This window comes from Escherichia sp. E13S3, assembly GCF_004212325.1.
Lineage (GTDB): Bacteria > Pseudomonadota > Gammaproteobacteria > Enterobacterales > Enterobacteriaceae > Escherichia.
On the sequence record NZ_RHJR01000007.1, the window covers coordinates 129,516 to 142,484 of the forward strand.

Genomic DNA, 12,969 nt, shown 5'->3' on the forward strand with positions numbered 1-12,969 from the left:
TACACAACTCTGCGAGACAGCTTCCAGAACCATATTGCAGAAATGAAAAAAGCACCCGACAGGTGCTTTTTCCGCGTTCAAGTTTTACTAAAACTTAACCGTAAATATTGGCGCGATCGCGCAGTTCTTTACCTGGTTTAAAGTGAGGAACGTATTTTCCTTCCAGCTCTACTTTATCGCCAGTCTTCGGATTACGTCCGGTACGCGGTGCGCGGTAGTGCAAAGAGAAACTGCCGAAACCGCGGATTTCAATACGCTCGCCCTGCGCAAGAGTCGAGGCCATATGCTCCAGCATCTCTTTTACTGCATCTTCAACCGTCTTGGCGGGAATGTGCGATTGCTGGGTGGCAAGTCTTTCTATCAATTCTGACTTGGTCATGATTCCTCCGGTTCCTTAAAGGCAAATTTAACGGCTGCTGTTGCTGCATTGATTAAGGGCGGCCGTAGCCGCCCTTAGTGCTTGATTACAGGACGAAACCTGCAATCTGTCAAGTAAACTCAGCAAACTTCGGAATAAAAATCCCGAAGAGTCAGAGAATTACTCGCCTTTAGCTGCTTTGAAAGCTTCAGCCATTGCGTTGTTGGAGAAGTTTGCATCTTCCTGTTTGTTAACAGTTGCGATTGCATCTTTCTCGTCAGCTTCGTCTTTCGCACGAACAGACAGGCTGATTGCGCGGTTTTTACGATCAACGCCAGTGAATTTAGCTTCAACTTCGTCGCCAACGCTCAGAACCAGGGTAGCGTCTTCAACGCGGTCACGGGATGCTTCAGAAGCACGCAGGTAACCTTCAACGCCGTCAGCCAGTTCTACGGTTGCGCCTTTAGCGTCAACTGCAGTTACTTTACCGGTTACGATAGCGCCTTTCTTGTTCAGAGCAACCCAGTTGTTGAACGGATCTTCTGCGAGCTGTTTAACGCCCAGGGAGATACGTTCACGTTCTGCGTCAACCTGCAGAACAACTGCAGCGATTTCGTCGCCTTTTTTGTATTCACGAACTGCTTCTTCGCCTGCAACGTTCCAGGAGATGTCAGACAGGTGAACCAGGCCGTCGATGCCGCCGTCCAGGCCGATGAAGATACCGAAGTCAGTGATAGACTTGATTTTACCTTCAACACGGTCGCCCTTGTTGTGGGTTTCCGCGAACTGCTGCCACGGGTTAGCTTTGCACTGTTTCAGACCCAGGGAGATACGACGACGTTCTTCGTCGATATCCAGAACCATAACTTCCACTACATCGCCAACGTTAACAACTTTGGACGGGTGGATGTTTTTGTTGGTCCAATCCATTTCGGAAACGTGTACCAGGCCTTCAACGCCTTCTTCGATTTCAACGAAGCAGCCGTAGTCGGTCAGGTTGGTCACGCGACCAGTCAGTTTGGTACCTTCCGGATAACGTTTAGCGATAGCTACCCACGGATCTTCGCCCAGCTGTTTCAGGCCCAGGGATACACGGGTACGTTCGCGGTCGAACTTCAGCACTTTAACAGTGATTTCGTCGCCCACGTTGACGATTTCGCTCGGATGCTTAACGCGTTTCCAGGCCATGTCAGTGATGTGCAGCAGGCCGTCAACGCCGCCCAGATCAACGAATGCACCGTAGTCAGTGAGGTTCTTAACGATACCTTTAACTTCCATGCCTTCCTGCAGGTTTTCCAGCAGCTGATCGCGCTCTGCGCTGTTTTCGGATTCGATAACGGCACGACGAGAAACAACAACGTTGTTGCGCTTCTGATCCAGCTTGATTACTTTGAATTCAAGCTCTTTGCCTTCCAGGTGCAGAGTGTCACGCACCGGACGAACGTCTACCAGAGAACCTGGCAGGAACGCACGAATACCGTTCAGCTCAACAGTGAAGCCGCCCTTAACTTTGCCGTTGATAACACCGGTAACAGTTTCAGCATCTTCGTAAGCTTTTTCCAGCGTGATCCAGGCTTCGTGACGTTTAGCTTTCTCACGGGACAGCAGAGTTTCACCGAAGCCGTCTTCTACTGCGTCCAGAGCAACGTCAACTTCGTCACCTACCTGGATTTCCAGTTCGCCCTGGGCGTTTTTGAACTGCTCAGCCGGGATGGCAGACTCAGATTTCAGACCAGCGTCAACCAGTACTACATCTTTGTCGATAGCAACAACAACGCCACGAACGATAGAACCCGGGCGGGTTTCGATTTCTTTTAAGGACTCTTCAAAGAGTTGAGCAAAAGATTCAGTCATGTTTAATCTTCAGGTTTATATTTAACGTCCACCTGGCTCCGTGCCGGATGGGGTTGTTTAACATACCCGCTGTCATTCCATTGCAACGGGGGTACTGCAAATTCGGTCGCTTATGCGAGAGCCAATTTTTGGCGCGCGTAGTGTAACGCTTTTTCAATCACTTGCTCAATGCTTAAGGTGGTGGAATCCAAAACTAAAGCATCGGCTGCCGGAACCAAGGGCGCTACCGCGCGATTACGATCGCGGTCGTCGCGTTCTTTGATCTCGGCCAAAAGGCGCTCAAAGTTAACACTAAAGCCCTTCTCCTGCAACTGTAGCATGCGGCGATGCGCACGTTCTTCCGAGGAGGCGTCAAGGAAAATTTTTACTGGCGCATCAGGGAATACCACTGTCCCCATATCGCGACCATCGGCGATCAAACCGGGTAACTCCCGGAATGCGCGTTGGCGACGCAATAATGCTTCACGAACGCGTGGGAATGCAGCGACTTGTGAAGCAGCATTCGCCACTTCCTGAGTACGAATTTCGCCGCTGACATCTTCCCCTTCGAGGATCACTTCCAGATTGCCATTGGTCGACACAAAACGTACATCCAGATGGGATGCCAGCGGCACCAGCGCATCTTCCGACGCAACATCAACATGGTGATGTAATGCCGCCAGTGCCAGTACGCGATAAATTGCACCCGAGTCCAGCAGATGCCATTGCAACGCTTCCGCCATAGCCTTACACAAGGTGCCTTTCCCTGCACCGCTTGGGCCATCAATGGTAATAACCGGGGCAATTGCCGTCATCTTTATCTCCTTAAAACAGGCGTACCGTTAACATAACCGCGCGCATTATACGCGTCGGCGCCACAAATCGTTAACGTTGTGTGCAAAAACCAGTTTTGTCTGTATTCAGATGGGGATTTATTGCGCAATTATAGCGGGCTGGCGAAAGACCAGCCCGAAAGATGACAATGATTTACTTACCGGAGGCGATACGATCGCGGATGTGCTGTGCACGCTCTGCTGATGGTGGATGAGAGTCAAACATAGATTGAGTACGACCACCATCCAGGCTGGCCAGTTTTTCAAAGCTACCGACCAGTCCCTGGGTGTTAATGCCACGTTTCTTCAGCAGATCAAAGGAGAAATCATCTGCTTCAGACTCTTTATCGCGGGAGTACTTAGCATTGATAGCGCCTTCTGCGATATCACCCAGTTGCGAGCGAGAAAGCTGGGAAGCAACACCGCTGGTGGCGGAAATTGCATCGCGTGCGGCAACAATCGCATAAGATGCTTTCATTTCAGCCAGAGAGTGACCCAATGCAACGTGTCCCAGTTCATGACCCAGAACGCCTTCAATTTCGTTGTCGTTCATCATGTCCATCAGGCCACTGTAGACACGGACACAGCCGTTTGCCATCGCCCATGCGTTAACGTCGCTGGTCATATAAACCTTATAGTTAACCGGCGTACCGTTAATGTTGTTACCCAATGCTTTGGCGATTTTTGCCAGACGTTTACCGTACTTGCTGGATTTGCTTGCAACTTGATTGCCGCTGTCCATTTCGGTACAGCCCTGATTGGCAATGGCTTTTGCATCGGCGTCGCTTAACGTTGCAGCTTTATAGGCATTTAAACCGGAGCTGATAGCCATATTGGTATCAATACCGTGCGTATTTTGACACCCTGTCAGTAGTGCTGCAGAAGTCGCAATCGCCAGCAGTAATTTAGTATTCTTCATGTGAATCATCCGTTGATTAATCATATATAAATATTATGTATCAATAACTTACATTGATAATCGACGTTACCACTGTTCAAAATGACTCACAAGGTCCGAAAAAAAACGCCGGCAATGTGCCGACGTTTTTAGAAAGAAATATTTGTCTATTTATCGCCCGTTATTCAAGCTGGTTGGCTTATCCGCGCCAGTTGTTCGAAGTAATCCGGGAAGGTTTTAGCCGTACATTTGGGGTCAAGAATCGTCACTGGCGTATCTGACAATGCCACCAGCGAGAAACACATCGCCATCCGGTGATCATTGTATGTCGCGATCTCGGCAAAGTTCAGTTTTACCGGTGGAGTTATGCGAATGAAATCGTGCCCCTCTTCAACTTCTGCACCGACTTTACGTAGCTCTGTTGCCATCGCGAACAGGCGATCCGTTTCTTTTACGCGCCAGTTATAAATATTGCGCAGCGTGGTTGTGCCTTTTGCAAATAACGCCGTCGTGGCAATGGTCATCGCCGCATCGGGAATATGGTTCATATCCATATCGATGGCGTTCAGTTCGCCACACGTGCAGGCAATATAATCATCGCCCCAGCTAATGGTCGCCCCCATTTTTTCCAGTACATCAGCAAATCGAATATCGCCCTGCATACTGTTGCGTCCAATGCCGGTCACTTTTACCGTGCCGCCTTTGATTGCTGCTGCTGCCAGGAAGTAAGAAGCTGAAGATGCATCTCCTTCGACCAAATAAGTACCCGGAGACTGATAAGACTGCCCCCCTTTTACGACAAATTGTTGATAGTGCTGATTTTCAATCTCAACACCAAACGTTTTCATCAGGTTGAGCGTGATATCGATATAAGGTTTAGAAACCAGATCACCTTTAATACGAATAACTGTATCTTTCGGCGCAAGAGGCGCAGTCATTAACAGTGCGGTGAGGAACTGGCTGGAAACGGAGCCATCAACGTCAACGTTGCCGCCAGTAAAACCGCCCTGTAAACGCAACGGCGGATAATTATCTTGTTCCAGGTAAGTGATTTTCGCTCCGCCCTGGCGCAACGCATCCACCAGATGACCAATCGGGCGTTCTTTCATACGCGGCTCACCAGTCAGGACAATATCATTGTTACCCAGACAAAGTGCCGCCGCCAGCGGACGCATAGCCGTTCCGGCGTTTCCAAGAAACAACTCCAGCGCGCTTTCTGCGTGTAATGGACCGCCGTTACCGATGATTTCGCAACGCGTACGATCGGCTGAAAGCGTGTAACTTACCCCTAACGCCGTTAATGCATTCAGCATATGGCGCACGTCATCGCTATCCAGCAGATTAGTTAATACTGTTTTGCCGTGTGCTAATGCCGCCAGCAATAAAGCGCGGTTAGAAACGCTCTTGGAACCGGGCAGATTAATAGTGCCATCGACACGGGCGATGGGGTGCAACGTCAGGGATTCCATGAACTCAACTCTCTACAACAGAAATAAAAACCCCACAGTCTGGCTGTGGGGATTACGCAAAATGTCGGCATTAGCCGTGACGACGTTCGAACTCAACCATGAAGTCTGTCAGTGCTTTAACGCCTTCCAGCGGCATGGCGTTATAAATAGAAGCACGCATTCCGCCGACCACACGGTGACCTTTCAGCGCATGTAAGCCCGCAGCGAAAGACTCTTCGAGGAACAATTTATCAAGCGCGCTATCCGCCAACTGGAACGGCACGTTCATCCGCGAACGGTTAGCTTTCGCCACATCATTGCGGTAGAAATCGCTGTTATCAATCACACCATACAGCAGTTCTGCTTTTTGCTGATTGATCTTATCCATTGCAGCCACACCGCCGTTCGCTTTCAGCCATTTGAAGACCAGACCAGACAGATACCAGGCAAACGTTGGCGGCGTGTTAAACATGGAGTCGTTATCGTTGAGGATGGAATAATCCAGAATCGACGGACAAGCGATATTCGCTTTGCCCAGCAAATCTTCACGAACGATGACGATTGTCAGGCCAGCCGGGCCGATATTTTTCTGTGCGCCAGCGTAAATTACGCCATAACGGCTGACATCAATCGGACGGGAAAGAATGGTTGAAGAGAAGTCGGCAGCGACCACCACATCTTTGCCGAAGTCTGGCGTTTCGTCGATGGCGATACCATCAATGGTTTCATTCGGGCAGTAATGCATATAAGCAGCATTATCAGAGAGCTGCCATTCACGCATTGGCTTAACCGCGCGCAGACCATCAACAGTCACTTTGGCGTCAAAGACATTAGGCGTGCAGTATTTTTTCGCTTCTTTAATGGCACTTGCCGCCCAGTAACCGGCATCAACATAATCTGCGGTGGTTTTATCACCAAGAATATTCAGCGGTACAGCAGCAAACTGACCGCGACCGCCGCCGTGGCAGAACAATACTTTGTAGTTGGAGGGGATATTAAGAAGATCACGAAAATCCTTCTCGGCTTCCTCTGCAACCTGAATGAACTCTTTGCCACGGTGACTCACTTCCATCACCGACGTACCAAGACCGTTCCAGTCACGCAGTTCCTGTTGAGCCTGTTTAAGCACCTCTGCCGGTAGCATTGCCGGACCAGAACTAAAATTGAAGATTTGAGCCATTTCCCCTCACCACGTTGCGTTGCTATTAACCCGCGGTCAATCGATTGCGACCACAGGTAATACATTATTCCTGTGGCTATCGGTTTTATCATTCAGTGACACACATCGCAATGAGTAAAACCGTTGAGGGCAAAAATGTGGCTTGCATCACACAAAAGAATCTCTCGGATTATTAGCAAAAAGCCGATGTTTTTACTGTCAGGTCACCCGTTTTGCCCGACTTGCCTTCGTCCATTCTGGATTTGCACAGCGCGGACATAATTGTTTTTCCCCCGCGTTCATATGAATGATTTCACTGCAACGGATGCATGCATAGTCCGCCGACTCCGGCACCACTTTGTAACGCTGAGTACAGTCACTGGGTAAAATAAGTAAGCCTGGTTTTACTTTGTCATTTTCAAAGAAATAGACGCTAATTTGCCCGTTGGTTTCGAGAATAGCCAAACGTACCTGCCCCAGTTGTTCCACGCCACGCAACCGTAGTTCCATAAAGAACTCAAATTCCGTCATGTTGGAGTTATTGAGTTTCGACCAGGCCAGCTCGCCATCTTCAATAATGACAACCGGTTTACCTTCCAGCAAATCTTCCAGTTTTTCACTGTGCGCCATCAACCACATCACCAGGCGGTATAACAACGCCAGAGTAATAAAGACGATAAGCACCGGGACCATTGGCACATCGTCATAAAACGCCACATCCCCCGCCGCCGACCCCAGCGTCAGAATGATTAATACTTCAAATAGCGACATTTGCCGCACACCGCGTCGTCCGGTCATTTTGAGGAACAAAAAGACCAGTACAAAGGTATAGAGACTACGTAGTGCAACTTCGCCAAGAAAATCAAAAGGCACTTTATCGAATGCCATACGGTGGAGATCGAACGCCTTCATTTTTATGCTCTTATCGTGGTTTATCCGCTAAAAGCATAGTCAACAGTTCATCGGCATGGCGGCGGTGATAGCGCCTTTGAGATAAAACCCGTATTATTGCGCGCTTTCCGTACGACTAAAGTGATTTTCATGACGCAAACATTTATCCCCGGCAAAGATGCCGCACTGGAAGATTCCATCGCTCGCTTCCAGCAAAAACTCTCCGACCTCGGTTTTCAGATTGAAGAGGCCTCCTGGCTGAATCCGGTGCCTAACGTCTGGTCTGTGCACATTCGCGACAAAGAGTGCGCCCTGTGTTTTACCAACGGCAAAGGCGCAACCAAAAAAGCGGCGCTGGCTTCTGCCCTCGGTGAATATTTCGAGCGTCTGTCTACCAACTACTTTTTTGCGGACTTCTGGCTGGGCGAAACCATCGCCAACGGTCCGTTCGTGCATTATCCCAACGAAAAATGGTTCCCACTGACCGAAAATGACGATGTGCCAGAAGGGCTGCTCGATGACCGTCTGCGCGCATTTTACGATCCGGAAAATGAACTGACCGGTAGCATGCTGATTGACCTGCAATCCGGTAACGAAGATCGTGGTATTTGCGGCCTGCCGTTTACGCGTCAGTCCGACAATCAGACCGTTTATATTCCGATGAATATCATTGGTAACCTGTACGTCTCCAACGGTATGTCCGCAGGTAATACCCGCAACGAAGCACGCGTTCAGGGATTGTCTGAAGTTTTCGAACGCTACGTGAAAAACCGCATTATTGCTGAAAGCATCAGCCTGCCAGAGATCCCGGCAGACGTGCTGGCGCGTTACCCAGCGGTGGTTGAAGCCATCGAAACACTGGAAGCAGAAGGTTTCCCAATCTTGGCTTATGATGGTTCGCTTGGCGGTCAATATCCGGTGATCTGCGTGGTACTGTTCAATCCAGCTAACGGCACCTGCTTTGCCTCTTTCGGTGCGCATCCTGATTTTGGCGTTGCACTAGAACGTACCGTGACCGAACTGCTGCAAGGCCGCGGTTTGAAAGACCTGGATGTGTTTACTCCGCCAACCTTCGATGATGAAGAAGTCGCTGAACATACTAACCTCGAAACGCACTTTATCGACTCCAGCGGTTTGATCTCCTGGGACCTGTTCAAGCAGGATGCCGATTATCCGTTTGTGGACTGGAGCTTCTCCGGCACCACGGAAGAAGAGTTCGCCACGCTGATGGCTATCTTCAAAAAGGAAGATAAAGAAGTTTATATTGCCGATTACGAGCATCTGGGTGTCTACGCTTGCCGCATTATCGTGCCTGGCATGTCCGATATTTATCCGGCTGAAGATTTATGGCTGGCAAATAACGGTATGGGCAGCCATTTACGGGAAACAATTCTGTCACTGCCCGGTAGCGAGTGGGAAAAGGAAGATTACCTGAACCTCATCGAGCAACTGGATGAAGAAGGTTTTGATGACTTTACCCGCGTGCGTGAGCTGCTGGGTCTGGCGACCGGACCGGATAACGGCTGGTACACTCTGCGTATCGGTGAATTAAAAGCCATGCTGGCGCTGGCTGGTGGCGATCTGGAACAGGCTCTGGTCTGGACCGAATGGACGATGGAGTTTAACTCATCAGTATTTAGTCCGGAACGCGCCAACTATTATCGTTGCCTGCAAACGTTGTTATTACTGGCACAGGAAGAAGATCGCCAGCCGCTGCAATATCTGAATGCGTTTGTTCGCATGTACGGCGCAGATGCCGTAGAAGCCGCCAGTGCGGCAATGAGCGGCGAAGCGGCGTTTTATGGGTTGCAACCAGTAGATAGCGATCTGCACGCGTTTACTGCACATCAGTCGTTGTTGAAGGCCTACGAAAAGTTGCAGCGCGCCAAAGCAGCATTCTGGGCAAAATAAAATCAAATAGCCTACGCAATGTAGGCTTAATGATTCGTCTGAGTTATATTACGGGGCGTTTTTTTAATGCCCCGCTTTACATATATTTGCATTAATAAAATAATTGTAATTATAAGGTTAAATATCGGTAATTTGTATTTAATAAATACGATCGATATTGTTACTTTATTCGCCTGGTGCTCCCTTTTAATTAACTGTTTTAGCGGAGGATGCGGAAAAAATTCAACTCATTTGTTAATTTTTAAAATTTATTTTTATTTGGATAATCAAATATTTACTCCGTATTTGCATAAAAACCATGCGAGTTACGGGCCTATAAGCCAGGCGAGATATGATCTATATCAATTTCTCATCTATAATGCTTTGTTAGTATCTCGTCGCCGACTTAATAAAGAGAGAGTTAGTGTGAAAGCTGACAACCCTTTTGATCTTTTACTTCCTGCTGCAATGGCCAAAGTGGCCGAAGAGGCAGGTGTCTATAAAGCAACGAAACATCCGCTTAAGACTTTCTATCTGGCGATTACCGCCGGTGTTTTCATCTCAATCGCATTCGTCTTCTATATCACAGCAACCACTGGCACAGGCACAATGCCCTTCGGCATGGCAAAACTGGTTGGCGGCATTTGCTTCTCTCTGGGGCTGATTCTTTGTGTTGTCTGCGGAGCCGATCTCTTTACTTCCACAGTGTTGATTGTTGTTGCCAAGGCGAGTGGGCGCATCACCTGGGGCCAGTTGGCGAAAAACTGGCTAAATGTCTATTTTGGCAACCTGGTCGGCGCACTGCTGTTTGTACTTTTAATGTGGCTTTCTGGCGAATATATGACCGCAAATGGTCAATGGGGACTAAACGTCCTACAAACCGCCGACCACAAAGTGCACCATACTTTTATTGAGGCCGTCTGTCTTGGTATCCTGGCAAACCTGATGGTATGTCTGGCAGTATGGATGAGTTATTCTGGCCGCAGCCTGATGGACAAAGCGTTTATCATGGTGCTGCCGGTCGCGATGTTTGTTGCCAGCGGTTTTGAGCACAGTATCGCAAACATGTTTATGATCCCGATGGGTATTGTAATCCGCGACTTCGCATCTCCGGAATTCTGGACCGCTGTCGGTTCTGCACCGGAAAATTTTTCTCACCTGACCGTGATGAACTTCATCACTGATAACCTGATTCCGGTTACGATCGGTAATATTATCGGCGGTGGTTTGTTGGTTGGGTTGACATACTGGGTCATTTACCTGCGTGAAAACGATCACCATTAATGGTTGTCGAAGTACGCAGTAAATAAAAAATCCACTTAAGAAGGTAGGTGTTACATGTCCGAGCTTAATGAAAAGTTAGCCACAGCCTGGGAAGGTTTTACCAAAGGTGACTGGCAGAATGAAGTAAACGTCCGTGACTTCATTCAGAAAAACTACACTCCGTACGAGGGTGACGAGTCCTTCCTGGCTGGCGCTACTGAAGCGACCACCACCCTGTGGGACAAAGTAATGGAAGGCGTTAAACTGGAAAACCGCACTCACGCGCCAGTTGACTTTGACACCGCTGTTGCTTCCACCATCACCTCTCACGACGCTGGCTACATCAACAAGCAGCTTGAGAAAATCGTTGGTCTGCAGACTGAAGCTCCGCTGAAACGTGCTCTTATCCCGTTCGGTGGTATCAAAATGATCGAAGGTTCCTGCAAAGCGTACAACCGCGAACTGGATCCGATGATCAAAAAAATCTTCACTGAATACCGTAAAACTCACAACCAGGGCGTGTTCGACGTTTACACTCCGGACATCCTGCGTTGCCGTAAATCTGGTGTTCTGACCGGTCTGCCAGATGCATATGGCCGTGGTCGTATCATCGGTGACTACCGTCGCGTTGCGCTGTACGGTATCGACTACCTGATGAAAGACAAACTGGCACAGTTCACCTCTCTGCAGGCTGATCTGGAAAACGGCGTAAACCTGGAACAGACTATCCGTCTGCGCGAAGAAATCGCTGAACAGCACCGCGCTCTGGGTCAGATGAAAGAAATGGCTGCGAAATACGGCTACGACATCTCTGGTCCGGCTACCAACGCTCAGGAAGCTATCCAGTGGACTTACTTCGGCTACCTGGCTGCTGTTAAGTCTCAGAACGGTGCTGCAATGTCCTTCGGTCGTACATCCACCTTCCTGGATGTGTACATCGAACGTGACCTGAAAGCTGGCAAGATCACCGAACAAGAAGCGCAGGAAATGGTTGACCACCTGGTCATGAAACTGCGTATGGTTCGCTTCCTGCGTACTCCTGAGTACGATGAACTGTTCTCTGGCGACCCGATCTGGGCAACCGAATCTATCGGTGGTATGGGCCTCGACGGTCGTACCCTGGTTACCAAAAACAGCTTCCGTTTCCTGAACACCCTGTACACCATGGGTCCGTCTCCGGAACCGAACATGACCATTCTGTGGTCTGAAAAACTGCCGCTGAACTTCAAGAAATTCGCCGCTAAAGTGTCCATCGACACCTCTTCTCTGCAGTATGAGAACGATGACCTGATGCGTCCGGACTTCAACAACGATGACTACGCTATCGCTTGCTGCGTAAGCCCGATGATCGTTGGTAAACAAATGCAGTTCTTCGGTGCGCGTGCAAACCTGGCGAAAACCATGCTGTACGCAATCAACGGCGGCGTTGACGAAAAACTGAAAATGCAGGTTGGTCCGAAGTCTGAACCGATCAAAGGCGACCTCCTGAACTACGATGAAGTGATGGAGCGCATGGATCACTTCATGGACTGGCTGGCTAAACAGTACATCACTGCACTGAACATCATCCACTACATGCACGACAAGTACAGCTACGAAGCCTCTCTGATGGCGCTGCACGACCGTGACGTTATCCGCACCATGGCGTGTGGTATCGCTGGTCTGTCCGTTGCTGCTGACTCCCTGTCTGCAATCAAATATGCGAAAGTTAAACCGATTCGTGACGAAGACGGTCTGGCTATCGACTTCGAAATCGAAGGCGAATACCCGCAGTTTGGTAACAACGATCCGCGTGTAGATGACCTGGCTGTTGACCTGGTAGAACGTTTCATGAAGAAAATTCAGAAACTGCACACCTACCGTGACGCTATCCCGACTCAGTCTGTTCTGACCATCACTTCTAACGTTGTGTATGGTAAGAAAACCGGTAACACCCCAGACGGTCGTCGTGCTGGCGCGCCGTTCGGACCGGGTGCTAACCCGATGCACGGCCGTGACCAGAAAGGTGCAGTAGCGTCTCTGACTTCCGTTGCTAAACTGCCGTTCGCTTACGCTAAAGATGGTATCTCTTACACCTTCTCTATCGTTCCGAACGCACTGGGTAAAGACGACGAAGTTCGTAAGACCAACTTGGCTGGTCTGATGGATGGTTACTTCCACCACGAAGCGTCCATCGAAGGTGGTCAGCACCTGAACGTTAACGTGATGAACCGTGAAATGCTGCTCGACGCGATGGAAAACCCGGAAAAATATCCGCAGCTGACCATCCGTGTATCTGGCTACGCAGTACGTTTCAACTCGCTGACTAAAGAACAGCAGCAGGACGTTATTACTCGTACCTTCACTCAATCTATGTAATTAGATTTGACTGAAATCTTACAGTAAAAAGCGTACAA

10 protein-coding genes are annotated in these 12,969 nt (G+C 49.3%); 3 read left to right on the forward strand and 7 right to left on the reverse strand.

Annotated elements, in window-relative coordinates; translation table 11 throughout:
* Positions 1–94: 94 nt before the first annotated feature.
* The 7 genes from ihfB to D9597_RS08640 all read right to left on the reverse strand — a co-directional run bounded on the left by ihfB (position 95) and on the right by D9597_RS08640 (position 7,441).
* Complete coding sequence (gene ihfB / locus D9597_RS08605) at positions 95–379, reverse strand: integration host factor subunit beta (RefSeq protein ID WP_000167336.1); 285 nt, start codon at positions 377–379, stop codon at positions 95–97.
* Positions 380–538: 159 nt separating this feature from the next.
* Positions 539–2,212 carry a 30S ribosomal protein S1 gene (gene rpsA / locus D9597_RS08610; RefSeq protein WP_000140327.1) on the reverse strand — a complete coding sequence of 558 codons (1,674 nt, stop codon included), beginning with the start codon at positions 2,210–2,212 and terminating at the stop codon, positions 539–541.
* A gap of 110 nt (positions 2,213–2,322) precedes the next feature.
* Positions 2,323–3,006 carry a (d)CMP kinase gene (gene cmk / locus D9597_RS08615; RefSeq protein ID WP_000125014.1) on the reverse strand — a complete coding sequence of 228 codons (684 nt, stop codon included), beginning with the start codon at positions 3,004–3,006 and terminating at the stop codon, positions 2,323–2,325.
* Between the two features lie 172 nt (positions 3,007–3,178).
* Positions 3,179–3,943: a metallopeptidase YcaL gene (gene ycaL, locus D9597_RS08620; protein ID WP_130205325.1), complete on the reverse strand. Its 765-nt coding sequence runs from the start codon at positions 3,941–3,943 to the stop codon at positions 3,179–3,181.
* Positions 3,944–4,107: 164 nt separating this feature from the next.
* Positions 4,108–5,391: a 3-phosphoshikimate 1-carboxyvinyltransferase gene (gene aroA / locus D9597_RS08630; RefSeq protein WP_130222119.1), complete on the reverse strand. Its 1,284-nt coding sequence runs from the start codon at positions 5,389–5,391 to the stop codon at positions 4,108–4,110.
* 70 nt (positions 5,392–5,461) lie between these two features.
* On the reverse strand, positions 5,462–6,550 hold the full coding sequence (serC, locus tag D9597_RS08635; protein ID WP_000057132.1) for a 3-phosphoserine/phosphohydroxythreonine transaminase: 1,089 nt from the start codon (positions 6,548–6,550) through the stop codon (positions 5,462–5,464).
* Positions 6,551–6,748: 198 nt separating this feature from the next.
* The gene (locus D9597_RS08640; RefSeq protein ID WP_130205321.1) at positions 6,749–7,441 is read right to left on the reverse strand and encodes a DUF421 domain-containing protein; all 693 of its coding nucleotides are present in this window, start codon (positions 7,439–7,441) and stop codon (positions 6,749–6,751) included.
* Between the two features lie 129 nt (positions 7,442–7,570).
* Here D9597_RS08640 and ycaO point away from each other — a divergent pair, with 129 nt between their 5' ends.
* The 3 genes from ycaO (at position 7,571) to pflB (ending at position 12,931) form a co-directional block, all read left to right on the forward strand.
* Complete coding sequence (gene ycaO / locus D9597_RS08645) at positions 7,571–9,331, forward strand: 30S ribosomal protein S12 methylthiotransferase accessory factor YcaO (RefSeq protein ID WP_130222120.1); 1,761 nt, start codon at positions 7,571–7,573, stop codon at positions 9,329–9,331.
* 405 nt (positions 9,332–9,736) lie between these two features.
* Positions 9,737–10,594 (forward strand): formate transporter FocA, encoded by an 858-nt coding sequence (focA, locus tag D9597_RS08650; RefSeq protein WP_000642546.1) that lies wholly within the window; start codon positions 9,737–9,739, stop codon positions 10,592–10,594.
* Positions 10,595–10,648: 54 nt separating this feature from the next.
* Entirely contained in the window at positions 10,649–12,931 is a 2,283-nt protein-coding gene (gene pflB, locus D9597_RS08655) for a formate C-acetyltransferase (protein WP_001292820.1), read from the forward strand.
* The last annotated feature ends 38 nt before the right edge of the window (positions 12,932–12,969 follow it).